Below are 23,110 nucleotides of genomic sequence, written 5' to 3'. Positions count from 1 at the left end.
CATGCAGATCAAAACTAAGGACGTCGATATGGAGTTTGATAAAGGTCATGCACTTATAATTGGCCTAGCCAGCTATGCAGAAATAAACAATCTTCCAGATGCAATTTTGAATGACGCTCGCGACGTAGCTTCAGTCCTTCAATCGAAGGAATATTGCGGATTCCCGTCGAAAAACATTCAGATACTACTCGACCACCAGGCCACAATACCAGCAATAAGAAACGCTCTTAAAAATCTGGCCGACGCCTCAGAGGCTGATGACACAGTACTGATTTTCTTCTCTGGCCATGGCACACGATTTACAGATGAGACCCCCACAACAAGTGCACTTGTTGCATTTGACACCACGTTTAATGATCTAAAGGGGACAACACTGCGAGAGGCGGAATTTTCTGAAGCACTAGAGCAGATCAAGGCTAAACGCTTGCTTGTTATTATCGACTCTTGCCACGCTGGAGGCGTAGGGGTTCTCAAGAGCAGCCAATGCAATCAAGCCCTCTCTGGATTTGATGAGAAGTCTCTGCAGCGCTTAGCCGCCGGAGCTGGGCGCGTAATTATGGCTTCATCTCGAGCAAGCGAAACATCTCTTGTGCTAGGAGGATCCCGCAATAGTTTATTCACTAGTAAGTTTCTAGAGGCGCTGCACGGCAAAGCACATACTAAAGGCGATGGTTTAATCCGTGTTTTTGACGTATTCAACTATATCGCAGAGCAAGTTGGCCTATCTGCTCCCGGTCGCCAACATCCTATATTTAAAGCCTCAGACCTTGAAAGCAATTTCCCTATAGCGCTGGAATCTGGAGGAACCAAGGCGGCTAGTGAAAAGCCCATAGCACTCGAACGATGGCGCGAGCTGGAGCAAATTATGGCTGATCTGTATCCAGCAGGACCTAACGATCAGGACATTTGGTTGCGGGCAGGTGGTGACTTATCTCGGTTAAGGCTCAACGGAACTGGTCGCGCAAATTGGTATGCAGCTCTGCGCACCCTCAAACTTGGTGGGGGTGGTTCGACGATCAGTCGTTTAGCGTTGATTGAGGCAGCATTGGACGACTATCCACACCACCCAGAGCTAGCGGCTCTAAAAGAGCCATAGCGCCAACCCGCAGCAGTGATGCTATCGACACATGGCACAGAGCAGAAGGCACCGCTCGAAGTAACCTCCACTATGCCGCTGGCTCAACCTTCCGGCGGCATTTTTATTTCAGTTGGCTACACATTTGGAGCGAACTTCCCGCTGTGTAAGCAAGCTGTCGCGCTTGTGTAGTTAGGCGAAGCCATTGCAGCACTAAGCACGCAGAGGATAGGTTACACATACTACACAAGTTACACCGAAATAAAGATGAGTCCAAGTTCACCCCCGCCCCCTGGTGCGTGTGTGCCATCAGCGAGAAAGTGCACTCCCCGTAGCCTTGGTGATAGTACCCGGGGGGCCCCTGAGATGACGGATACCATAAGGGTGATTCGAACCCCGTCCTAGCGCTAGTGGTAGGCTCTGATAGTTAGTTAACTGGTTAACTGGGTCCATCGGTTTGGCAACCGATGCCCTTAGCCTCACGCTGGATGGCTGACATCAGCTAGCTTAGCGGCGATAACGGCCATAAGGATTAGATGAGAATGGACCTCAACGTTATAGGCTTCACCGGCTACGACATCGCGCTGTTGGTTGCCTGCACTATCGGCGGTTTTTTCGGCAGCCTGGCGCAAGCGATTGTGGCCACAATTAACCCTAACGGCCCCCCCAGACAGGAAGGTATTACCTATTTCGCGTCAGAGGAGCTCCGGAGAGCTCGCGGAGCGTGGCTGACCATGCGCTTCTTGCTCGGTGCAATTCTTGGATTCGTGTTTGGTCTTTACTTCGTAGGCACCCTTCATGAGACAGCTGCGACATTCGCGAAAGTTTGGGCGCTGTCATTCGTCGTGGGGTATGCCGCTCCAAAGATCTGGACTGCCAAAAGCGATGCGTTGCTGCGCAGCATGCAGACTGGCACAGAGGGTCTGAAGGACAGTTGATTCATTGAGCAGTAGCCAGCACCGTGTACACCTGCATGTACACCCAAGAAAATAATGATCGAAAAACCATTATTTATCATATACATATAAAACAGGTTAGAGGCTCGCCTGGGCGCCATCTCCCTTGTTTCGAGCTGCGTCAGGCAGTCTGCGAAACCGCCCGAAAAGCCCGCCCTGAGCGGGCTTTCCTGTTTCTGGCGTTGGACATTCGCAGCGTCGGCCTCTGGCTGCACTGCATCCAGGAACATCCATTGGTCCGCGGAGTCGGGCCTGCCCTCGATGCCCTACGATTCCTCTTCGCCATCAGAGGCTGTATAAGCCTTGCGCCATCGCGCGCGAAAAGGACAAACCGCCCATGCTTCGGCTCCTGCTGCCAGCCCTGCTCCTGGCCCTTGCCGGGTGCGCCACCCAACCTCCGGCGAACCCCGATAACCTCTGCGAGATCTTCCGCGAAAAGCCGAAATGGCATGAAGCGGCGCTGAAGGTGCAGAAGCGCTGGGGCGGGACCGTCCAGGTGCCGATGGCGATGATGTACCAGGAATCCTCCTTCAAGCACGACGCCCTGCCGCCGCGCTATTACTTCCTCGGTTTCATCCCCTGGGGCCGGGTCAGTTCCGCCTACGGCTACGCCCAGGCCAAGGACGAGACGTGGGCGGACTACAAGAAGGAGGCGGGAAGCTGGGGCGCCGACCGTGACGACTTCGCCGATGCGCTGGATTTCATGGGCTGGTACATGAACAAGACCTACAGCGTGAATCGCGTCTCCAAGTGGGACGCCTACGGCCAGTACCTGAACTACCACGAGGGCTGGGGCGGCTACCGCCAGCGCAGCTACGACGCCAAGCCGTGGCTGAAGACGGTGTCCCAGAAAGTGCAGACACGCGCCTCGCTCTACGGTGCCCAGTACAAGAGCTGCGAACAGGAACTGTCGAGCGGCGGCTGGTTCTAGCAGCCGCGGGTGTTCAACCGGCGACTCAGGGGCAGTCAGCGCCCCATGATCCGCTGGTACTCGTCGCGGTATTCCTCGTACGGCAGGTTGCGACGCTGCAACTCCATCAGTTGCTGTTCACGGCTCAACGGGCGGGACACATGGGCGACGGTTTCCGCCGCGGTGGGCGAGACCGGTTGCGGGACGGCTTCCGGAGGCTGCGCCGGCGTGGTGGCGGGCAGCGACGTCGGCAGGCTGCGGGACGGGCGGGCGACCAGCAGGGCGCCGGTGATCTCATCGACGATCTGCTCGGACACCGCACTGACCGCTGACGAACCCATGGACGTGAACAAGTCGCCATCGGCTTCGCTTTCGTAGCGGCGCGAGGCGAGCAATTGGCCGGTCAGGCCATCGTGGTAGCGCACGGTCGAGGTGATCCACTCCCCGTCGCCGCTGCCGGTACGGTTGTTGGCGCTGTGGCCGGCGCCGACCTCGATCACCACCAGAGTGGAAAGCGTGTCGGTGGCGCGCGGTTCGCCATCCTGCTCGCTGAGCTGGTAGTCCGACGAGCCCGCTTCGTGGCGCAACGCCTCGCGCCAGCTGGCCTTCAGTGCGCTCCAGCGCGGGTTGGCCGCCACCGTGGGATCGGGCTGGAAGTTCACCACCAGCGCATGGCGGGTGTCGCGGTACAGGGAGATGGGCGCGGTGCGGTCATCGCGGCGGACGTCCGAAGAGCATCCGCAAAGCAGGGAAACAGCCAGGGCGAGCGTGACGTTACGCATGGTGCTCTCTCTTTATTGTCTGGCCAGCATTCTGCCAGCCAATCATGACGCCGGGATATCGTCCAAAAATCCGCTCTCTACCAGTCTTCGTCGTCCAGACCGGGCTGGTATTCCTCCACGTCCTCGTCCCCCTCGTGATCGCCGGGCGGGTCCTCGAAGAATGCCGCCTCCTCCTCCAGCAGGCCGTCGAGATCGTCGTCGAGGTCCAGCAGGTGGTCGTGTTCGGGCTCGTGGAGGTCGAGGTCTTCGTCAGTCATGGCCGGTCTTTCGTGGGGGGAAACGGGGAAGGGAATCACAGTATAAGTCGCGCCGCGGGCGGATGACGCTGTCGTGACGGCGGACGCCGCTTTGCGACCTTGCCGGATCGCGATTCGTCCACGATTCTCTATGAACCACGGGCATCGCGCCGTGAACGACGAACAGGGGGTAGGAATGAAGACTGTGGCTCAGCTGTTGAACGCCAAGGCGGACCAGCAGGTTTACACCATCGCCCCGGATGCGCGGGTGATCGATGCACTGCGCCTGATGGCGGAGAAGAACCTCGGCGGCCTGCCGGTGGTGGAGGCCAACCAGTTGGTCGGCTTCTTCAGCGAGCGCGATTACGCCCGGCGCCTGGCGCTCAAGGGGCGCAATTCGGAAGATACGCCGATCAGCGCGGTGATGACCGCGCCGGTGATCACCGTGGACACCCACCTCAACGTCGACACGTGCATGGGGATCATGACTGAGCGTCACCTGCGCCACCTGCCCGTGGTGGAGAACGGCGAGCTGCTCGGGCTGCTGTCCATCGGCGACCTGGTGAAAGCCGCCATCGCCGAACAGGCCGAACTGATCCAGCAACTGGAACAGTACATCCGCGGCGAATGATTCCCCCGGCGGCCGCTCAGCGCGCGGCCGCCGTTTTCACCTCACCACTGTGCATGTCGACGAGACTCAGGCAGCCGTCGGCATAGCCACTGCCCGTGTCGATGTAATGGGTATTGCCCAGCGGGCGCACGACGCTCTGCGCAGTATGGCCGACGTACAGGCGCTCCAGCCCGGCGATCCGCGTGGCGTCTTCCTTCTCGATCCGCGTGCGTGCCCACATCGCCAGGCCGACGGCGTTGCGCCGGGCGGTTTCGCCCAGCTCGCCGGCCAGCGCGGCGACGCCGCTGTCCCAGTCGGGGAAGGCCGGTGAGACCGGCGCCTCGGCGTGCACAATGCCGGCGCGACGACCGTCTCCCAGCTCGACCTCGATCACCAGCGGCAACTGCTGCAGGCAGCGGGCGATCCGTTCGCGGGTCACCGGCGTGAGCTTGTACAGCCAGGTGCCGCCGTTGCGAAAGTGCAGGTCGCGGTCATCGCCGGCCAGCACCACGTCGATCACCAACTGCTCATGGTTGCCGCGCACCGAGGCGAACCAGGGCTTGGCCAGCCAGTCGAGCACCTGCGGCGAATAGGGACCGCGATCCACCAGGTCGCCAGCAGCGAACAGGCGGTCGGCGGCCGGATCGAATCCGACCTGGTCGAGCAGACGCTGCAGCAATTCGAAATGGCCGTGCACATCCCCCACCACGAAATCGCGACCACACAGGTTGCGCGGGAAACGTTTCAGGGGTTGCTCCGGCAAGAGCGTATTCATTGCCAACTCCAGGGCTTTCGAGGACACAGCTTACCAGCTGCACATTGCGTTCCAGCGGCACTGCGACGAAAGCCTCGGGCACTTGCTGACCCGCTGTTGCCCAGGCAGCGATGGCCCAGCATGGACTGCTGCCCCAGCAGCACAGCGTCCGCAACAACTACAAGAAAACCTTTTGTATCAATAACTTAACATTCAACGCGAAAGCGGTACGGATGTTGCGATGTTCCCGGCAAGCCTTCCGGCCTTCATCACGCGTGAGCCAGTACAAGAGCAACGCAATAACCGCTTCATGCCTTGCGGCGACGACCGAGCACCACAGAGCCAGCCGTCCTTTCGCCGCCCTCTGGGGACACCATGTTCAAACGCACCACCCTTTCCCTCGCCATCCTGGCGAGCCTGGCCAGCGTCGTCGCCCATGCCGCCGATGGCGACACCCCGAACACTGAAGAGACCAACGCCGCGCCGACCCTCGGCAAGGTAGTGGTCACCGCGCAGAAACGCGAAGAGTCGGTACAGGAAGTACCGGCGCCGATTACCGTGCTGAGCGGCGAGAAGATCCGCGACGCCTCCCTGCAATCGGCCAGCGAAGTCACCCGCTACACGCCCAACGCCTCCGCCGGCACCACCGATGGGCACGGCCGTCCGCGCTGGTGGATCCGCGGTCTCGGCACGGGCGACCAGGGCGCCAACACTGTCAGCCCGATCGGCATCTACGTCGACGACGTGTACCTCGCCAACATCAGCGCCACCGGCTTCCCGCTGTTCGACCAGGAGCGCGTGGAAGTACTGCGCGGCCCGCAGGGCACCCTGTGGGGCAAGAACACCACGGGCGGCGCGATCAACTTCATCTCGCGCAAGCCGACCTTCAGCCCCGAGGGCTACTTCAAGGTCGACCTGGGCAACTACGCCAACCGCATCGTCGAAGGCGCGGTGAGCGACGCGCTGGTGGACGACAAGCTGGCCGGACGCCTGTCCTTCCACCACCAGGGACGTGACGGTTACACCGAGAACCAGAACGACGGCAACGACAAGGGCGCGCTGGAAGACGATGCCGTGCGCCTGCAACTGGCCGCCCGGCTGAACGACAACCTCGATGCCAACCTCAACGTCCACGCCCGTCATTACCACGACACCGCCAGCTACAACACCGTCAGCTACGGCACCCGCCCGGACAGCACCAACCAGTTCGGCTATTCCATCGACCCGAAACTGGGCAAGGCCAACTTCAACGCCAAGTACCAGGCCGAGATCGACCAGGCCGGTAGCAACCTCAACCTGGTCTGGCAGCTGGGCGAGCTTGAACTGACCTCCATCACCGCCTTCGAGCACTTCACCCGCGACGGATGGACCGACAGCGACAACACCCCGCTGGAACTGCAACGCAGCTACAGCTATGCCGACAGCCAGCAGTGGTCGCAGGAACTGCGCCTGGCCTCGCCGCGCACTGACCGCCTGAACTGGGTACTGGGCTTCCACTACTTCAACGAAGACCTGGAGTCGAAGAACGCCAACGCGGCGCTGCCCAACGTCTACATCCCCAGCTACTACAACAACGTCAGCTACGACCAGAAGACCGAGAGCTACGCCATCTTCGGCAGCACCACCTACAACTTCACCGATGACTTCAGCTTGACCGCCGGCCTGCGCTGGACCCGCGAGACCAAGGACATCGACCTGACGCGCCTGGTCAACCGCGGCGCCGCCAGCTTCGGCGACGGCCACTGGTGGCAGCCGGGCAACGTCGACTCGCCGCTGGTCGTCAACGCCACCCAGGACGAGAGCAATACCTGGAGCGACTACAGCTGGGACCTGACGCCGGAGTACCGTCTCTCCGACAATGCCCGCGCCTACTTCCGCTACGCACGTGGCTTCCGCTCCGGCGGCTACAACGCCGGCGTGACCAGCCAGGCCACGGTGGCCAAGGTCGACCCGGAATACCTCACCTCCTATGAACTGGGCCTGAAATCGGAATGGTTCGACGGCCGCCTGAACGCCAACGCCAGCGTCTTCTACTACGACTACGAGGACATCCAGCTCAACATCGTCACCGCGGTGAACAACCAGACCGTCTCGCGCCTGGCCAACGGCGCCCAGGGCGAGGCCTACGGCGCCGAGTTCGAACTCGAAGCCATCCCGGTGCAGAACCTGCACGTGAACTTCGGCCTGGGCCTGCTGCACACCGAGTTCACCGACTACACCTCCGGCCCGAACGACTATTCCGGCAACCACTTCGTCCGCGCGCCGAACGTCTCGGCGGTGATCGGCGCCGACTACCGCATCCCGCTCAACGTCGGCGGCGCGGTCGTGCTGGGTACCGACTGGAACACCCGCAGCCGCCAGTACTTCTTCACCAACGACCAGAGCGCCAACATGCGCACCGGCGGCTACACCCTGGGCAACGCGCGGGTCACCTACGAGCTGCCGGGCGAGACCACGCGCATCACCGCCTACGTGAACAACCTCACCGACAAGGAATACCGCAACCACACCCTGCCCACCGGCTACCAGACGGCAGCCGTCATGTACGGCGACCCGCGCACCTTCGGCGTCTCGGTCACCACCGACTTCTGAGCGAGGTAATCCCCATGAACCTTCTGCAACGCGCGTTGCGTCGGCTGCTGCCGGTCGCTGCCACGCTGCTCGCAGGCCACGCCCTGGCCGCCGAGCAGCCCACCACCCTGCGCATCGCCACGGTGGCCTATGCCAACGCCGGGGAGATCACCTTCAACGGCCCGTCCTACGTGATCGACCGCGACAAGTGGCTGGAGCAGCAACTGGCCCAGCGCGGCATCAAGCTGGAATGGGTGCCCGCCGCCACCGGCTCGGTGGGCACCTTCGTCAACGAGGAGTTCGCCAACCAGCGCATCGACTTCGCCTTCTACGGCGACCTGCCATCGATCATCGCCAACGCCTCGGGCGTGCAGACCCAGCTGATCGTCCCCGGCGGCATCGGCAACAACGTCTACCTCGTGGTGCCACCGGGTTCCACGGCGAAAACCATCGCCGACCTCAAGGGCAAGCGCATCGCCCTGCACCGCGGCCGGCCGTGGGAGCTGTCGTTCGCCAAGCTGCTGGAAGCCAACCACCTGGGCTTCGAAGACTTCCGCATCTTCAACCTCAATCCCCAGGCCGGCGCCGCTGCCTTGAGCGCTGGGCGGGTGGATGCGTTCTTCACCCTGAGCGATGCCTTCCTGCTGGAGGACAAGCAGGTCGGACGCATCATCTGGTCGAGCAAGGAAGCCCCGGCAGACTGGAAGATGCGTGCCGAAGTCTGGGGCGCACGGGACTTCGTGAAGGCGCATCCCGACCTCACCCAACTGGTGGTGGACGCCTACCTGAAAGCCGCGTGGTGGGTCTCCCAGGACGCCAATCAGGCGGCCTACCAGCAAGCCCAGAGCCGCTCCGGCGTGCCACTGAGCGTGCTGCAACGCGAAGTCGCCGGCGAGCCCTGGGCCGCGCACTTCTCACCGCTCTACGACGACGCCCTGCGCCAGCACTACACCGACGGCATCGCCTACAGCCTGAAGGCCAAACTGATCCGCAACGCGGTGAAGGTGGACGACCTGCTGGAGCCGAAGTTCGTCGAGCAGGGATTGAAGAACCAGCAACTCCAGGGCTACTGGAAAGAGCAGACGAAAACCGTCGCGAGCCAGCCCTGATTCGTCCCGTTATCCACGCGAACCATAAAGCCCCGTTATCGGGGCTTTATGGTTTTCAAGGCCACCTTCTCAAGCAACTGATCATGACAAGTAGCTGCCCCAGCACCACTGCAAAAGCAGTTGCTGCGGCAACAGCAGAAATACACTGAAAAACCGCCTGAAACCGCTCTAAAACGCATGGCACAGTGCTTGCTCTGGCTCACTCAGAACCTATTAAAAGCCCCGAGTGACTGCCATGAAACATGCAAGAGAGTTCCGTCTTAAACCGCTGGCGATAGCGTTATCCAGCACCTTGTTATTCAACGCGGAAGTTGCGCTTTCCGAAGACTCGAAATCTCCCGAAGGCATTACGCTCAGTACCGTGACCGTCGAGGGCCAGAGCCAGGAAACCCAGGTTGGCGACGCCCGCAAGGAAGTGGCGCCGGTTTCCAAGGGCACCCTGACCAAATCCCAGCTGGAGAAATTCGTCGGCCTCGACAGCGCCGTCACCGGCGCCCTCAAGTACCTGCCTGGCGTGCACGTCAGCGGCGGCGACAACAGCGGCATCACCGAAGGCGGGCTGAACATCCGCGGCTTCTCCCAGGACCAGATCGGCTTCGTCCGCGACGGCATCCCGCTCAACGACCCACAGTTCCTCACCCCCCACGCCGACTTCATGGGCGACCCGGAGAACTACGAGTCGATCTCGGTGCTCTACGGCTCCTCCTCGATCAACGCCCCGACCCTCACCGCCAGTGGTGGCAGCGTGCTGATCAGGTCCGTGGCGCCGACGAAGGAAAGCGGCCTGCTGGTCAAGCAGAACGTCGGCAGCGACAGCCTGTTCCGCACCTTCGCACGGGTCAACACCGGCGAAGTGAACGGCTTCTCCGCCTGGCTCTCGGCCTCGCGCACCACCGCCGACCTCTGGGACAACAGCGGCGGCGAACTGTCCTCCAACCGCTACGAAGGCAACCTGCAGTACGAGTGGGGCAACGGCAACCGCATCAACGGGCTGTTCTCCAGCTTCCTGATGCGCACCAACAGCTACAACCACCCGACGCTCGCCGAGTACCGCGCCGACAAGTACGACCAGGGCTACCCGCGGGACATCTATCCCACCAAGGGCAACGGCACCAACGGCGTACCCGACGTCACCATTCCTGGCCCGAGCGCGGCGGCTTCGCGCGCCGACTTCAAGATCCAGACCTACGCGCTCAACGGGCTGTTCAACCTCTCCGACAGGGTCCAGCTGAAGGTCGATCCGTACTTCGTCCGCGTCACCGATGGCACCGCCGCGGTCGCCGTGGTGCCGGTCAACGAGAACAAGGTCAACGCGGACCTCAATGGCGACGGCGACACCATCGACCCGCTGGTGACCGGTGCGCTGAGCGTCTACCCGACGCAGTACCGCATCGGCTCGACCAACACGCTGGACGTCCTGGTCAACGACGATCACACCCTGCAACTGGGCCTGTGGACCGACTACACCCACGCACGCAATCAGTTCCCGGTCGTCGAGATCAAGGGCAACGGCAAACCCGCCGGCATCGACGGCAGCCACAAACTGCGCGACGGCAATGGCAACGCCATCTACTTCACCGACCAGCGCAACGAGATCACCACCCAGAAGCTCTGGCTGCAGGACACCTGGGACATCACCTCGCAGCTCGTCCTCACTGGCGGCCTGGCCTGGCAGCACACACAGAACAAGGGTGACGACCGCCTCACCGGCTACACCGGCAGCGCCGACTACTACCGTTTCCTGCCCAGCCTGAGCCTGAGCTACCAGCTCGATCCGCAACAGCAGCTCTACTACAACACCACCTCGAACATGCGCACCCCGGCGGTGGCCTCGGTCTACGGCCAGGCGGACGGCGGCGACAAGCAGAAGCCGGAAGTCACCTGGAACCAGGAGATCGGCTGGCGCTACAGCACCGATGACGTGCTGCTCAGCGCCGCGCTGTTCTACGACAAGTTCAAGGATCGCCAGGCAGCCTTCGAGGAAGTCTCCGGCGTCACTTCCTACTTCAATGCCGGCGACGTCACCACCAAGGGTCTGGAGCTGTCGCTCAACGGGCTGCTGCCGTCGAACTTCAACTACTTCGCCTCCTGGACCTACCTGCGCTCCACCCAGGACGACGACTACAGCGCCGGTGGCGCCAGCCTGGACACCAAGGGCAACCAGCTCTACGACACCCCGCGCAACCTGTTCAGCGCCGGCATCGGCTACGACAACCAGACCTTCTACGCCAACTTCCTCGGCCGCCACACCGGCAGCTTCTACGGCGACCTGGCCAACAACGAGAAGATCGGCGGCTACACCGTGTTCGACGCCAACCTGGGCTACCGCCTCAAGGACCTGGGCAGCGCGCTGAAGGAAACCACCCTGACGCTCAACCTCAACAACGTCTTCGACAAGCACTACCTGTCGGGCGTGAACTCGGGGACGGTCTCCGCCGACCCGGCCGATGGCGATTTCTACGGCGCGCCCAAGTACTTCAAGGGCGCCCCCCGCGCCCTGGTCGCCGGCATCTCCGTCGGTTTCTGATCACCCAGCGTGAGCCCGGCGCGGGAGCGTCGGGCCGGGAGGCACCATGACCACACCTCGCTACGACCACATCATCGTCGGCGGCGGCAGCGCCGGCAGCGTGCTCGCCAGCCGGCTGTCCGCCGAACCGCAACGCCGCGTCCTGCTCATCGAAGCCGGCCCGGATACCCCACCGCACGCCACACCGGCGGAAATCCTCGACGGCCACAATCCCTTCCGCCTGCGCCTGGAACTGCGCGACCGCTACTTCTGGCCGGACCTGAGCGTGCGCCACGGCGCGCAGCCCGAAGGTGTCGAGCGCCCCGAGCGCTACCTCGAACAGGCCCGTGTGCTCGGCGGCGGCTCCAGCGTCAACGTGCTGGTAGCCAACCGCGGGCTGCCGCGCGACTACGACCAGTGGGCGGCACGGGGAGCAGAAGGCTGGGGCTGGGACGACGTGCTGCCCTACTTCCGCAAGCTCGAGCGCGACACCGACTACGCCGGCCCGCTGCATGGCCACGACGGGCCGATCCCGATCAGCCGCATCTCCAGCCGCGACTGGACGCCCTTCACCCGCTCCGTGGTCTCGGCGCTGGATGCCGAAGGCCTGCGCGACATCGGCGACCAGAACGGCGTGTTCGAGGACGGCTACTTCGCCCCGGCCGTGAACCTGGAGCACGGCCAGCGCGTCTCCGCTGCCCGTGGCTACCTCGACGAACAGGTGCGCGCGCGTCCCAACCTGACACTGTGGACGGACAGCCAGGTGCTCGGCCTGCAGCGCGACGGCCAGCGCATCACCGGCGTCGACCTGCTGCGCAACGGCGCACGAATTTCCGTCCAGGCCGACGAAGTCATCCTCGCCGCCGGCGCCCTGCACTCCCCGGCTATCCTGCTGCGCAGCGGCATCGGACCGGCGAGCCAATTGCAGGACCTGGGCATCGAGGTGATCGCCGACCGTCCCGGTGTCGGCGGCAACCTGTGGGAACACAGCTCGCTGGGCACCTTCGCCACGCTGAGCGACCCGGCCCGATCCGACGCGATACTGGCGCGCCCCGGCACCTCGCACCAGTTGGGCATCCGCGTGTCGTCGAGCGTCGATCCGGAGACCCCATCGGACCTCTACCTGGCGGTCGGCGCGGACGCCGAGCGCGGTGTCGCCCACGCGCTGTTCTGGATCAACAAGCCCAGTTCCAGCGGCCGCCTGACCCTGCGCGACCGCGACCCGGCGAGCCCGCCCCAGGTCGACTTCAACCTGCTCTCCGACCCGCGCGACCTGCAACGCGCCCGCGTCGCACTGCGCACCATCCAGAGGCTGTTCAAGCACCCGGTGCTGGCGCGCTACGACCTCCAGCTGGCACTCACGCCCTTCGCTGTCACGCAGCCGGGTGGTCCGTCACTGGACGCGCTGCTCAATGACGACACCGCGCTGGAAGCCTATCTGCGCCAGAACATCGGCGGTGTGTGGCACCCCAGTGGCACCTGCCGCATCGGCGCTGCCGACGATCCGCACGCAGTGGTCGACAGCGCCGGCCGTGTCTACGGCGTCGGGGGCCTGCGGGTCGTCGACGCCTCGATCATCCCGGTGATCCCCACCGCCAACACCAACCTGCCGACCCTGATGCTCGCCGAGAAGATCGCCGACGCCATCCTGGCCGGCGCCTGAGGAGACCGCCATGTCCCGTCATGAACTGCTGATCGATGGCCGCCCACAGGCCGCCACGCACTACGACAAGGTCATCGACCCGGCCAACGAAGAGCTGGTCGGCGAGGCAGCCCGCGCCACCCCGGACCAGGTCGACCAGGCGGTGGAGGCTGCGCGCCGCGCCTTCCCGGCCTGGGCTGCTGATCTCGACGCCCGCCGCCAGCGCCTCGCCCGCGCAGCCGAGCGGGTGCGCGAGAACGCTCAGGCGCTGGCCGAACTCATCACCCGCGAACAGGGCCGTCCGTTGCGCTCGACCCTGGAAGAAGTGGCCGGCGTCGCCGCCACCTTCGAGCATCACGCCCACCTCGACCTGCCCGCGGACACCTCGCTGCGCGACGACGGCGAGCGCCTGGTGCGCATCACCCGCAAGCCCCTCGGCGTGGTTGCCGCGATCACGCCATGGAACGTCCCGCTGATCCTGCTGGTGCTGAAGATCGCGCCCGCCCTGCACGCCGGTAACACCGTGGTGGCCAAGCCCTCGGAACACACACCGCTGTCCACCCTGCTGCTGGCGCACCTGCTGGCCGACGTCTTCCCGGCCGGCGTGCTGAACGTGGTCGCCGGCGCCGGTGGGGTCGGCGAACACCTCGTGCGTCATCCCGGCGTGCGCCACGTGACCTTCACCGGCAGCGTCGCCACCGGCAAACGTCTGTACGCCCGTGCTGCGGACGACCTCAAGCGCCTGACCCTGGAGCTGGGCGGCAACGACGCGGCGCTGGTGCTGGACGACGCCGACCTCGACGCCATCGTCGAACCACTGTTCTGGGGCGCCTTCTGGAACAGTGGCCAGGTGTGCTTCGCCATCAAGCGTCTTTACGTGCATGAAAGCCGGTTCGAGCCGCTGCTCGCCGCCCTCGCGGAACGCGCGCAGCGCACCCGCCTCGGCCATGGCCTGGATCCACAGACCGAGCTCGGTCCGCTGACCAATGCGCAGCAACTGGAGCGGGTCATCGCCCTGGTGGAAGACGCCAAGGCGCACGGCGCGCGCCTCCACAGCGGTGGCGCACCAGCGGATGGCCCCGGCTACTTCTACCCGCCGACCCTGGTCAGCGGCATCGACGCAGGTGTCGCGCTGGTGGACGAGGAACAGTTCGGCCCGGTACTGCCGGTCATCCCGTTCCGCGACGTGGACGACGCCATCGCCCAGGCCAACGCCAGCTCGTACGGCCTCGGTGCCTCGGTCTGGACGCGCGACCTCGCACGCGGTGAAGCGATCGCCGCGCGGCTGGAGGCGGGGCTCGCCTGGGTCAACCAGCACGGTCATATCCAGCCCGGCGCACCCAAGGGCGGGCACAAGTGGAGCGGTCTCGGCTACGAGGGCGGCCAGCGCGGCTATGACGCCTTCAGCGAGCTCCAGGTCCTGAACATTTCGCGGCGCTGAGGCGCCGCTTCTCCCTTCAAGAGGAATTCCCGATGCGTGCCGGAAGCTGGCCCTCGATACTGCTCACCCTGGCCTTCGCCGTGATCATCGCGGCGTGCCACGGCAAGACCATCCTGCTGGTCGCCGACGTCGCCAACGCCTTCTCGGTCAGCCCCTCGCGGGCCAGCTGGGTGGTGTCGGCGGTGGCGGTGGTCGCCGCCCTCGCCTCGCCCCTGGTCACCTGGGTCGTGGCGCGGGTCGGTGAACGCCGCGCCATTGTCTTCGGCCTGTTGCTGGCGGCGGCGTGCAGCTACCTGGCCAGCCGCAGCGGCGATTTCACCACCCTCATCGCCCTGCGCGTGGTCGAAGGCGCCGGCTACATCAGCGTGGTGCTTGCCGCGCTGGCGCTGCTGGTGCACACCACCGAAGGCCGTCGACGCACCACGGCGCTGGCGTTCTGGTCGGTCGCCTCGCCGCTGGGCGGCGCCATCGCGATCTTCGCCGTGGCGCCCTACGTCGGCGGCCAGCACGGCGAATGGCGCACCGCGTTCAGCGGCCACGCGCTGGTCCTGTTGCTGCTCCTGCTGGCCACCCCGCTGCTGCCGGCGGCCAACCTCGCCAGCCGCAGCGAACGCCACTCCCTGCGCCAGACCCTGCGGCTCTACGCCGAACCCTCGGTGCTGCGCCTGGCGCTGGCCGTCGGCGCGCCGCTGACCGTCGCCCTGGGCCTGGTGACCATCACCCCGGACTACTTCATCCACAGCCTGGGCGTCGCACCCTCGACCATCGGCGTGATCTCCACCGTCGGCATCCTCTCCAGCGTGCTGGCCGGGCTGCTCGCCGGCTTCGTGCTCAACCTGCGTGTCCTGGGCCCGCTGGCGGTGGTCGGCGGTGCGCTGATCGGCGTGGTGCTGGAAGTCGTGGTGTTCATCCCCGGGATCGCACCGACCACGGCCATCGTGGCGAAGATCGTCCAGGGCTTCTTCGGCAGCTTCGTGGTCGCCTGGGTGTTCACCAGCATCCCGCGCATGAGCCGTGGCGGCGACGTGATGGGCGCCGGCGGCGTGGCCGAACAGGCGCTGTACCTGTCGATGTTCCTCGGCCCTGTGCTGCTGTTCCCGCTGTTCAGCCTGCCCTCGCGCCTGCCGTTCTTCGCCGTGCTGATCGTTGCCAGCCTGCTGCCGCTGTTCCTGCTGCCCCTGGGGCTGCGCTGGCGCGCGTCGACAGCGCAGGCAACGGTGGGCCAGGCCTGACCATGCTCCTGCGGGCCACGCCCGCGATCCACGGACAATGTCCGCGCCCACAAAAAAGCCCTCGCAAGAGGGCTTTTTCATGCCGGGCAGCAAGTCAGGCAGCGGCCTCCAGCAGCTTCTGGCCCTGCTCCCAGAGGCCGGTCATCTTCCACTGCTGCTCCAGCACGCCGGGGCCGAACTCCTGGGAGCCACCGAGGCTTTCGGCGAGGCCCTGGAAGTAGGCGCCTTCCTCGATCAGCAGGATCAACTTCGACGCCTTGATCAGGTCGTCGCCCCAGAAGGTCGCGCCGCCGTTGGCTTCGAGGATCGCCGGGGTGTGCGGGTTCTCGGCGAGCTTGTCGAGGATGAACAGCGGCTCGGGCTGGCGGCGGTCGATGTAGATCGGCAGCTCACGGGCCAGGGTCACGCGCTGCGAGGCAGCGTAGCGGATTGGCAGCACGCGGTGCGCACTGGCCCAGCCACCGAGGTAGGCGGTGTGCACATGGATCACCACGTTCACTTCCGGGCGCGCCTGGAAGATCGCCGCGTAGCGCTTGCCGTTGCCGCCCGCGCCACGGCCGCTGAGCGGAGTCGCACCCGCAATGGATTCGTCGAGGATCACCTCGCCCTCATAGGTGGAGATCACCGCGCGGATGTCCTGGTCGTCAGCCCAGGGGCTGGGCGCGTGGACGGCGATCACCTTGTCGCTGTCCGGTACGCGCACGTATGCCTGGTAGGTATTGGTCGCGGTGAGGGTACGGCTGTCCTTGAGCACACGGAAAGCCTTGGCGAAGTCGCGTCGGACCTGTTCGAGCTGGCTGGCGAGTTGCGGGTCGAGGGTGGACATGGAATGCCTCCTGGCAGTCGGGGATGGATGAACCGCGTGGCGGTGTTCCAGTGACTGAGCAGGACTTGTGCCACTCAAAAATATTCAACCAAATCAGCAAATTACGAATCACAAACGCAAGCATGAAGCCTGCAACGGCGCGAACACCGCCGAAATTGCTGCCCGCCCAGCATCCCTTGCTGCCGCACTGCTGCTGTACAGACAAACGCCCTGCTGCCAGAGCAGCACGCCAGTCTGAAAGCCGCGCCCCGCCTGGCCTGCGGTCTTTGGGCACAGCCCTTGCTGAAGACCTTGCACGAGCAGCATGACGCTGCCCCCGCAACGCAAAGGAGCAAGGCCATGAGCACCGAATTCTTCTGGCGACTGCCGCTGGGCAGCGACGGTCCCTATCTCGCCTCGGACAAGAACAATCGAGGCAGCCATATAGAGCGCCCCGGCAACATCGCCCCGGGCCGACTGCCCAACGGCGAGCCGGACGGCTTCACCTACATCGACTACATCGCCCAGGTCGCCAAGGCCGCCGAGATCGCCGGCTTCGAGGGCGCGCTGCTGCCCACCGGGCCGGAGCCGTGGATCGCCGCGGCCGCGCTGGCCCGCGAGACCCGCCGGATCAAGTTCCTCATCGCCTTCCAGGCCGCGTGGACCTTGCCGGCCTACGCTGCGCAGCAGGCGGCGATCCTCCAGCACCTGTCCCGCGACCGCCTGGAGTGGAACATCATCACCGGCGGCAACCCCGCCAGCCAGCGCGCCAACGGCGACTTCCTCGAACACGACAAGCGCTACCAGCGCACCGGCGAGTTCCTCGACATCATCGACGGCCTGTGGAAGAACGAGCAGTTCTCCTACCAGGGCGAGGTCTACCAACTGGAGAACGGGTCGCTGCCGATCGCGCTGCGCAACGTGCGCAAACCCGGCGTGTACTTCTCCGGCTTCTCCGACCCGGCGCTGGACGTCGCGGCGAAACACGCCGACGTCTACCTGAACTGGGCCGAGCCGATCGACAAGCTCAAGCCGCACCTGGAACGCGTGCGCGAGTTGGCCGACAAGCAGGGCCGCGAGATCCGCTTCGGCATCCGCATCGACCTGTTCGCCCGCGAGACCGAAGAGGCCGCCTGGAGCGAACTGCGCCGCCAGTACGAACGCATCGACGCGCGCACCAGCGCCTTCATCAAGAACTTCGCCACCGGCTCGGATTCCGTCGGCGCCGCGCGGCAGACCGCCTACCACCAGAACGTCGAGCGCTTCGACGACCTGATCCTCGGCCCCAACCTCTGGGCCGGCTTCGGCAAGGCCAAGCCAGGACCGACCATCGGCCTGGTGGGCAGCCACGAGAACGTCGCCGAACGCCTCGCCGAATACCGCGACGCCGGCTTCTCCACCTTCATCCTCGCCGGCAACCCGCACCTGGAAGAAGCCCTGCGCATCGGCCAGGAAGTCCTGCCGCTGGTGCAGGGCAAACGCGCCGACGTCCACGAACTCAAGGCCCGCGCCTGAGCCACAAGGAGCTGAACATGTCCCGTCCCCTCGATACCCTCTGGTACACCCGCTGCCCGGTGCCCACCGGGCTCGGCATCGCCGTGCAGAAAGGCTGGCTGGAAGAATCCCTCGCCGAGCAGGGCACGCAGATCAAGTCGCTGCGCGAGTCCGCCGACCAGGCGGTGCGCGAGTCGCACTTCGACCACACCCTGCAGAACTCGGTGCGCCACGGCGGCAACATCCCGGCCATCTGGGCGCGCGCCAGCGGCCGCGAAACCCGCGTGATCGGCTTGTCCTGGGCCGATGAGGCGCAGCTGATCCTGACCACCGAGCAGAGCGGCATCCGCACCGTGCGCGACCTCAAGGGCCGGCGTTTCGGCCTGCCGGACTGGAGCGGCGCGCAGATCGACTTCACCCGCGCCCAGGCCATCCGCGGCCTGGAAAACGCCCTGCGCCTGGAAGGCCTGGAAGTGCGCGACCTGGAACTGGTGGATTTCGGCCTGAAGGGCACCTTCAGCGATGAAGCGCCGGGCAATATCGTCGGCATCACCGGCCACGGCGGCAGCCGCCGTCGTAGCCAGAACCCGGAGCTGGTCGGCCTGCTGCGCGGCGAAGTGGACGCGATCTTCCTCAAGGGCGCCCACGCCGTGCAGCTGGCGCAGCAGTTCGGCCTGCACACGGTGATCGACACCGGCGCGCATCCTGAGCCGCTGATCCGCTCCAACAACGGCACCCCACGCACCCTGAGCGTCGACCTCAACCTGCTGGAGCAGCACCCCGACGCCGCCACCGCGATCCTCGCCTCGGTGCTGCGCGCCGAGGACTGGGCGCACCAGCACCCCGACGACACCCGCCGCTACCTGGCACGGGAAACCAACAGCAGCGAGTTCTGGGTCGCCACCGCCTATGGCGAGGATGCCCACCTGCGCCTGCGCACCAACCTCGACGAAGGCTCGATCCTGGCCCTGCAGGACTTCACCGACTTCCTGCAGCGCTGGAACTTCATTCCGGCACGTTTCGATGTGCGCGAGTGGATCGACCCGCGCCCGCTGGAAGCCCTGCGCAGCCGCCTGACACAGAAGACCGGCTGATCAACGTCACGAGGGCGATTCCCTCTGTTTCCGACCTGGGCCCCCGCGCGACGGCGCGGGGGCTTTCATCCCTGACGGACCCCCATGAGCACACCGCTGGAAACCCTCTGGTACACCCACAGCCCCGTTCCCACGGGCCTCGGCATCGCCGTCGAATCCGGGCGCCTGGCCCAGGCCTTCCGCCCGTTCGGCACCCGCATCCAGTCGCTGCGCGAGTCGTCCGAACGCGAGGTGCGCGAGGCGCACTTCGACCATCACCTGCCCTACTCCGTCCGCCACGGCGGCAACATCCCGGCCATCTGGGCCCACGCCAGCGGCGCGCGCACGCGGGTGGTCGGGCTGTCGTGGAGCGACGAGGTGCAGCTCATCGTCAGCGCGCCGGACAGCGGCGTGCGCAGCATCCGCGACCTGCGCCACCGGCGCTTCGGCCTGCCGAAGTGGGCCAACGTGCAGATCGACTTCACCCGCGCCCAGTCCCTGCGCGGCCTGGAAAACGCCCTGCGCCTGGAAGGCCTGGAGGTGCGCGATGTCGAGCTGGTGGACTACCCCTATGGCGGCACCTTCAGCGACGACCCGGTACGCCACGTGTTCGGCGCCCAGGTGGCGCTCAAGGGCAACCGCGTGGTGCAGCGCAACAACGAGCTGATCGGCCTGCTGCGCGGCGACATCGACGCGATCTTCCTCAAGGGCGCCCACGGCCTGCAGCTGGCCCATGAGTTCGGCCTGCACGTGGTCATGGACGTCGGTTCGCACCCCGAGCCGCTGGTGCGCGCGAACATCGGCACGCCGCGCACCCTGACGGTCGACCAGCAACTGCTGGACGAGCATTTCGAGGCTGCCGTGCTGGTGCTCGACACCGTGCTGCGCGCCGAGCAATGGGCCTGGGCGCATCCCGAAGAGACACGGCGCTTCCTCGCCCGCGAGCTGAACACCAGCGAGTTCTGGGTCGCCAGCGCCTATGGCGAGGATGCCCACCTGCGCCTGCAGACCAACCTGGCGGAGCGCTCGGTCAACGCCCTGCGCGACCTCACTGCCTTCCTCCAGCGCTGGGACTTCATCGCCCGCGATTTCTCCGTGGACGACTGGATCGACCCGCGTCCGCTGGACGCCCTGCTGGGGAAGATCGATGTCGCCATCTAGCCCGGCGCGGCCCGGCGCCTTCCTGTTCAACTTCATGCTGCTGGCGGCGTTCAGCGGCGCCACCATCGGCATGGCGAAGATCGTCACCACGCTCTATGCCATCAGTATCGGCGCCAACGCCATGCAGATCGGCATCATCTCGGCCATGGAGGCCCTGGGCATGGTGATCCTCACCCTGCCCGCCGGCTTCGTCATCGCCCGCTTCGGCGCGCGCCGGGTGTACTTCCTCGCCAGCCTCGGGCCTATGCTGCTGAACCTGGCCATCCCGCTGTTCGGCGGCTGGCTGTGGCTGGCCTTCGCCCGGCTGCTGATCGGCCTGTGCATCCCCTTCCGCATCGTTGCCATGAACAGCGCCTTCCTGCGCCAACTCAAACGCATCGGCAACGACAAGGCCGGCTGGTATCGCGGCTCGCTGACCTTAGGGATGGGCCTGCTCGGGCCGCTGCTGGGCAACTGGCTGAGCGGCGCGACGAGCTTCACCTGGGGGTTTGCCGCCATCGGCCTGTGCTTCGGCCTGATGGCCTTCTACAGCCTCGGTTTCTGGGAAGGCGAAGCGCCCAGCGAGGACGTACCGGTCGCCGCCGCCACCGGCGGGCTGCTGCAACAGGTCGGCGCCATGCTGGCCAACGTGGAGATCGCCGAGAGCTGCCTGGTCGAACTGCTCAGCGCCGCCACCAGCGCGCTGTTCGGCACCTTCATCCTGCTGCTGGCGATGGACGTCGCCGGGCTGTCGCAGGGCCAGGCGGTGAGCCTGGTGATGATCCAGGGCCTGGCCTCGGTGCTCGGCCTGTTCGGCTTCGGCTACCTGATCGAACGCAGCGGCCGGCGCCTGGCCTACATCGGCAGCCTCACGGCGGCGCTGGCCGCCCTGCTGCTGCTCGGCGTCGCCCGCGACTACTGGCTGCTGGCCCTGGGCGGCGTGCTGCTCAGCGCGGCGGCGGCGCTCATTCACCTGGTGAACATGGCCCAGCTGGGCGAGCACGCCATGGACAAGAGCAAGATTTCCGGACTGTTCAACCTCGCCTCCATGTCCGGCAGCTTTTCCGGCGCGCTGCTGGGCGGGGCGATCAGCCACTTCGTCGGGCTGGGCAACCTGTTCCTCTGCTGGATTCCCCTGGTGCTGCTGGCCGCGCTGTTCTGCTGGCACCGCAAGCTGCGCCGTCAGAGCGCCGGGCCGCTGCTCGGCCAGGAGGGCTGACGCATGATCCGCACACTGGACCGCCTGAGCTGGTTCGCCTCGCCCCTGCTCCTGCTGCTGGCCTGGTTCGTCGCCGCCCGTGCCGGCTGGTTCCCGCCGCAACTGCTGGTGCCGCCGGCGGAAGTCTGGGCCAGCTTCCAGGACCTCCTGGCCAGCGGCGAGCTGCGCGAGCACGTGGTCAACAGTCTGTCGCGCCTGGCCATCGGTTTCACCATCGGTGCGCTGGGCGGCCTGATCTTCGGCACCGCCATGGCCCTGTCGAAGACGGTGGAAGCCTACTGCTCGCCGCTGTTCCACACCCTGCGCCAGGTGCCGTCCATCGCGCTGATCCCGATGTTCATTCTGTTCTTCGGCGTGGAGGAAACCTTCAAGGTGCTGATCGTCACCAAGGCCGCCTTCTTCCCCGTGGCGCTGGCGGCGAGCGAGGGTGTGAAGGGCATTCCGCGCGGCTACTTCGAGGTCGCCAGCGTGTACCGCCTGCCGCTCTGGAGCCTGCTGCGCGACGTTGCCTTTCCCGCCGCCGCCCCGCCCATCGTCACCGGCCTGCGCATCAGCCTGAGCCGCGCCTGGATGGTGCTGGTGGCCGCCGAACTGCTCGCCGCCGACAGCGGCCTGGGGCAGATGATCGAACTGAGCCGGCAGATGCTGCGCATCGACATCGTGATGGTTGGCGTGGTGGTCACCGGGGCCATCGGCTTCATCCTCGATTTCGCCTTCCGCCTGCTGGAGAAGCGCCTGCTGCGCTGGAGACCGACACCATGATCCACGCTCTCAAGCGTCTTCGCGGACTGCTGCTGCCGGCGCTGCTGATCGCCGCCTGGCACTGGCAGTCGCAACAGGGCGCCAGCGCCGCGTATGCCTTCGTGCCGCTGGAGCGTATCGGCGCCGGCTTCGTCGAGCTGATCCGCACCGGCGAGCTGTGGCTGAGCGTCGCTGCCAGCCTGCAACGCACCTGCCTCGGCCTGCTGCTGGGCGTACTCGCCGGTTTTGCGCTGGGCGCCGGCATGGCGCTGTCACGGCCGCTGGAGCGGCTGTTCGCGCCGCTCTACCACACGATCCGCCAGGTACCGATCCTCGGCCTGATCCCGCTGATCGCCCTGTGGTTCGGCAGCGGCGAGCCGTCCAAGGTGCTGATCGTCAGCCTCGCCGCCTTCTACCCGATGACGCTGAACGCCTTCGAGGGCTTCCGTGATGTGGAGAAGCGCTACCGCGAGGTTGGCCGCCTGTATGCCTTCGGCCCCTGGCAACAGTTCCGCGAAGTACTGCTGCCCGGCGCGCTGCCCAGCCTGAGCAACGGCGTGCTGCACGCGCTGGCCTTCGCCTGGGTCAGCTCGGTGGGCTGCGAGCTGTTCCTTTCCACCGGCATGGGCCTGGGCAACCTGATGATGAACGCCGAGACCGGCTCGCGCATGGAGATCGTGGTGATCGGCGTGCTCAGCATCGGCCTGCTCGGCTACGCCATGAACCAGCTGTTCGCCCGCGCCGCGCGCCACCTGCTGCGCTGGCGCAACCTGCGCTAGCGCTTTTTCGAATTCGGCCTATCTGCCATGAGTGC

At 65.5% G+C, this 23,110-nt stretch carries 20 protein-coding genes; 16 read left to right on the top strand and 4 right to left on the bottom strand.

The genetic code is table 11. The features are described from left to right. Position 1 precedes the first annotated feature (1 nt). The 3 genes from AC1ZV1_RS01385 (at position 2) to AC1ZV1_RS01375 (ending at position 2,962) form a co-directional block, all read left to right on the top strand. On the top strand, positions 2-1,096 hold the full coding sequence (locus AC1ZV1_RS01385) for a caspase family protein (protein WP_484295205.1): 1,095 nt from the start codon (positions 2-4) through the stop codon (positions 1,094-1,096). A gap of 521 nt (positions 1,097-1,617) precedes the next feature. Then, the gene (locus tag AC1ZV1_RS01380) at positions 1,618-2,013 is read left to right on the top strand and encodes a hypothetical protein (RefSeq protein ID WP_484295204.1); all 396 of its coding nucleotides are present in this window, start codon (positions 1,618-1,620) and stop codon (positions 2,011-2,013) included. Between the two features lie 355 nt (positions 2,014-2,368). Beyond that, positions 2,369-2,962, top strand: a complete 594-nt coding sequence (locus AC1ZV1_RS01375; RefSeq protein WP_484295203.1) for a transglycosylase SLT domain-containing protein — start codon at positions 2,369-2,371, stop codon at positions 2,960-2,962. A 35-nt stretch (positions 2,963-2,997) separates the two neighbouring features. Here the strand turns inward: AC1ZV1_RS01375 and AC1ZV1_RS01370 are convergent, their stop codons facing one another. Continuing rightward, the gene (locus AC1ZV1_RS01370; protein WP_484295202.1) at positions 2,998-3,723 is read right to left on the bottom strand and encodes a hypothetical protein; all 726 of its coding nucleotides are present in this window, start codon (positions 3,721-3,723) and stop codon (positions 2,998-3,000) included. Between the two features lie 77 nt (positions 3,724-3,800). Next, positions 3,801-3,980, bottom strand: a complete 180-nt coding sequence (locus AC1ZV1_RS01365) for a hypothetical protein (RefSeq protein ID WP_484295201.1) — start codon at positions 3,978-3,980, stop codon at positions 3,801-3,803. A gap of 175 nt (positions 3,981-4,155) precedes the next feature. Between AC1ZV1_RS01365 and AC1ZV1_RS01360 the strand changes: the two genes are divergently transcribed. Further along, the gene (locus AC1ZV1_RS01360) at positions 4,156-4,590 is read left to right on the top strand and encodes a CBS domain-containing protein (protein ID WP_484295200.1); all 435 of its coding nucleotides are present in this window, start codon (positions 4,156-4,158) and stop codon (positions 4,588-4,590) included. A 16-nt stretch (positions 4,591-4,606) separates the two neighbouring features. Here AC1ZV1_RS01360 and AC1ZV1_RS01355 read toward each other — a convergent pair whose 3' ends face one another. After that, complete coding sequence (locus AC1ZV1_RS01355; protein ID WP_484295199.1) at positions 4,607-5,344, bottom strand: metallophosphoesterase; 738 nt, start codon at positions 5,342-5,344, stop codon at positions 4,607-4,609. A gap of 354 nt (positions 5,345-5,698) precedes the next feature. Between AC1ZV1_RS01355 and AC1ZV1_RS01350 the strand changes: the two genes are divergently transcribed. From AC1ZV1_RS01350 to AC1ZV1_RS01325, 6 genes are all read left to right on the top strand, one after another. Continuing rightward, positions 5,699-7,915 carry a TonB-dependent receptor gene (locus tag AC1ZV1_RS01350; RefSeq protein ID WP_484295198.1) on the top strand — a complete coding sequence of 739 codons (2,217 nt, stop codon included), beginning with the start codon at positions 5,699-5,701 and terminating at the stop codon, positions 7,913-7,915. A 14-nt stretch (positions 7,916-7,929) separates the two neighbouring features. After that, positions 7,930-9,003 carry an ABC transporter substrate-binding protein gene (locus AC1ZV1_RS01345; RefSeq protein WP_484295197.1) on the top strand — a complete coding sequence of 358 codons (1,074 nt, stop codon included), beginning with the start codon at positions 7,930-7,932 and terminating at the stop codon, positions 9,001-9,003. 235 nt (positions 9,004-9,238) lie between these two features. Beyond that, the gene (locus tag AC1ZV1_RS01340; RefSeq protein WP_484295196.1) at positions 9,239-11,530 is read left to right on the top strand and encodes a TonB-dependent receptor family protein; all 2,292 of its coding nucleotides are present in this window, start codon (positions 9,239-9,241) and stop codon (positions 11,528-11,530) included. A gap of 46 nt (positions 11,531-11,576) precedes the next feature. After that, positions 11,577-13,172: a GMC family oxidoreductase gene (locus AC1ZV1_RS01335; RefSeq protein ID WP_484295195.1), complete on the top strand. Its 1,596-nt coding sequence runs from the start codon at positions 11,577-11,579 to the stop codon at positions 13,170-13,172. A 10-nt stretch (positions 13,173-13,182) separates the two neighbouring features. Further along, a complete protein-coding gene (locus AC1ZV1_RS01330; RefSeq protein WP_484295194.1) occupies positions 13,183-14,592 on the top strand; it encodes an aldehyde dehydrogenase family protein in 1,410 nt (469 codons plus the stop codon). Positions 14,593-14,624: 32 nt separating this feature from the next. Next, entirely contained in the window at positions 14,625-15,824 is a 1,200-nt protein-coding gene (locus tag AC1ZV1_RS01325) for an MFS transporter (protein ID WP_484295193.1), read from the top strand. A gap of 94 nt (positions 15,825-15,918) precedes the next feature. Here the strand turns inward: AC1ZV1_RS01325 and AC1ZV1_RS01320 are convergent, their stop codons facing one another. Then, the gene (locus AC1ZV1_RS01320; RefSeq protein ID WP_484295192.1) at positions 15,919-16,650 is read right to left on the bottom strand and encodes a class II aldolase/adducin family protein; all 732 of its coding nucleotides are present in this window, start codon (positions 16,648-16,650) and stop codon (positions 15,919-15,921) included. Between the two features lie 339 nt (positions 16,651-16,989). Here AC1ZV1_RS01320 and AC1ZV1_RS01315 point away from each other — a divergent pair, with 339 nt between their 5' ends. From AC1ZV1_RS01315 to AC1ZV1_RS01290, 6 genes are all read left to right on the top strand, one after another. Next, a complete protein-coding gene (locus tag AC1ZV1_RS01315) occupies positions 16,990-18,144 on the top strand; it encodes an LLM class flavin-dependent oxidoreductase (protein WP_484295191.1) in 1,155 nt (384 codons plus the stop codon). 17 nt (positions 18,145-18,161) lie between these two features. Beyond that, on the top strand, positions 18,162-19,217 hold the full coding sequence (locus AC1ZV1_RS01310; protein ID WP_448678671.1) for an ABC transporter substrate-binding protein: 1,056 nt from the start codon (positions 18,162-18,164) through the stop codon (positions 19,215-19,217). Positions 19,218-19,301: 84 nt separating this feature from the next. Continuing rightward, a complete protein-coding gene (locus AC1ZV1_RS01305; RefSeq protein WP_484295190.1) occupies positions 19,302-20,357 on the top strand; it encodes an ABC transporter substrate-binding protein in 1,056 nt (351 codons plus the stop codon). Next, positions 20,344-21,555, top strand: coding sequence for an MFS transporter (locus AC1ZV1_RS01300; RefSeq protein ID WP_484295189.1), 1,212 nt, complete (start codon positions 20,344-20,346; stop codon positions 21,553-21,555). Before AC1ZV1_RS01305 ends, AC1ZV1_RS01300 begins: the two co-directional genes overlap by 14 nt. Positions 21,556-21,558: 3 nt before the next feature. Further along, entirely contained in the window at positions 21,559-22,317 is a 759-nt protein-coding gene (locus tag AC1ZV1_RS01295) for an ABC transporter permease (RefSeq protein WP_484295188.1), read from the top strand. Next, on the top strand, positions 22,314-23,075 hold the full coding sequence (locus AC1ZV1_RS01290; RefSeq protein WP_484295187.1) for an ABC transporter permease: 762 nt from the start codon (positions 22,314-22,316) through the stop codon (positions 23,073-23,075). The genes AC1ZV1_RS01295 and AC1ZV1_RS01290 overlap by 4 nt, the downstream gene beginning before the upstream one ends. Positions 23,076-23,110 lie beyond the last annotated feature (35 nt).

It is taken from the genome of Pseudomonas sp. BB438 (assembly GCF_057180225.1).
The sequence above is the reverse complement of the archived record's forward strand: the minus strand, read 5'-3'. Positions and strand labels throughout refer to the sequence as shown.

Coding starts and splice junctions, on each gene's coding strand:
- AC1ZV1_RS01370 (WP_484295202.1), bottom strand. CDS start 3,723: ATGCGTAACGTCACGCTCGCCCTGGCTGTTTCCCTGCTTTGCGGATGC.
- AC1ZV1_RS01335 (WP_484295195.1), top strand. CDS start 11,577: ATGACCACACCTCGCTACGACCACATCATCGTCGGCGGCGGCAGCGCC.
- AC1ZV1_RS01295 (WP_484295188.1), top strand. CDS start 21,559: ATGATCCGCACACTGGACCGCCTGAGCTGGTTCGCCTCGCCCCTGCTC.
- AC1ZV1_RS01320 (WP_484295192.1), bottom strand. CDS start 16,650: ATGTCCACCCTCGACCCGCAACTCGCCAGCCAGCTCGAACAGGTCCGA.
- AC1ZV1_RS01355 (WP_484295199.1), bottom strand. CDS start 5,344: ATGAATACGCTCTTGCCGGAGCAACCCCTGAAACGTTTCCCGCGCAAC.
- AC1ZV1_RS01340 (WP_484295196.1), top strand. CDS start 9,239: ATGAAACATGCAAGAGAGTTCCGTCTTAAACCGCTGGCGATAGCGTTA.
- AC1ZV1_RS01305 (WP_484295190.1), top strand. CDS start 19,302: ATGAGCACACCGCTGGAAACCCTCTGGTACACCCACAGCCCCGTTCCC.
- AC1ZV1_RS01365 (WP_484295201.1), bottom strand. CDS start 3,980: ATGACTGACGAAGACCTCGACCTCCACGAGCCCGAACACGACCACCTG.
- AC1ZV1_RS01345 (WP_484295197.1), top strand. CDS start 7,930: ATGAACCTTCTGCAACGCGCGTTGCGTCGGCTGCTGCCGGTCGCTGCC.
- AC1ZV1_RS01330 (WP_484295194.1), top strand. CDS start 13,183: ATGTCCCGTCATGAACTGCTGATCGATGGCCGCCCACAGGCCGCCACG.
- AC1ZV1_RS01315 (WP_484295191.1), top strand. CDS start 16,990: ATGAGCACCGAATTCTTCTGGCGACTGCCGCTGGGCAGCGACGGTCCC.
- AC1ZV1_RS01300 (WP_484295189.1), top strand. CDS start 20,344: ATGTCGCCATCTAGCCCGGCGCGGCCCGGCGCCTTCCTGTTCAACTTC.
- AC1ZV1_RS01360 (WP_484295200.1), top strand. CDS start 4,156: ATGAAGACTGTGGCTCAGCTGTTGAACGCCAAGGCGGACCAGCAGGTT.
- AC1ZV1_RS01385 (WP_484295205.1), top strand. CDS start 2: ATGCAGATCAAAACTAAGGACGTCGATATGGAGTTTGATAAAGGTCAT.
- AC1ZV1_RS01290 (WP_484295187.1), top strand. CDS start 22,314: ATGATCCACGCTCTCAAGCGTCTTCGCGGACTGCTGCTGCCGGCGCTG.
- AC1ZV1_RS01380 (WP_484295204.1), top strand. CDS start 1,618: ATGGACCTCAACGTTATAGGCTTCACCGGCTACGACATCGCGCTGTTG.
- AC1ZV1_RS01350 (WP_484295198.1), top strand. CDS start 5,699: ATGTTCAAACGCACCACCCTTTCCCTCGCCATCCTGGCGAGCCTGGCC.
- AC1ZV1_RS01310 (WP_448678671.1), top strand. CDS start 18,162: ATGTCCCGTCCCCTCGATACCCTCTGGTACACCCGCTGCCCGGTGCCC.
- AC1ZV1_RS01375 (WP_484295203.1), top strand. CDS start 2,369: ATGCTTCGGCTCCTGCTGCCAGCCCTGCTCCTGGCCCTTGCCGGGTGC.
- AC1ZV1_RS01325 (WP_484295193.1), top strand. CDS start 14,625: ATGCGTGCCGGAAGCTGGCCCTCGATACTGCTCACCCTGGCCTTCGCC.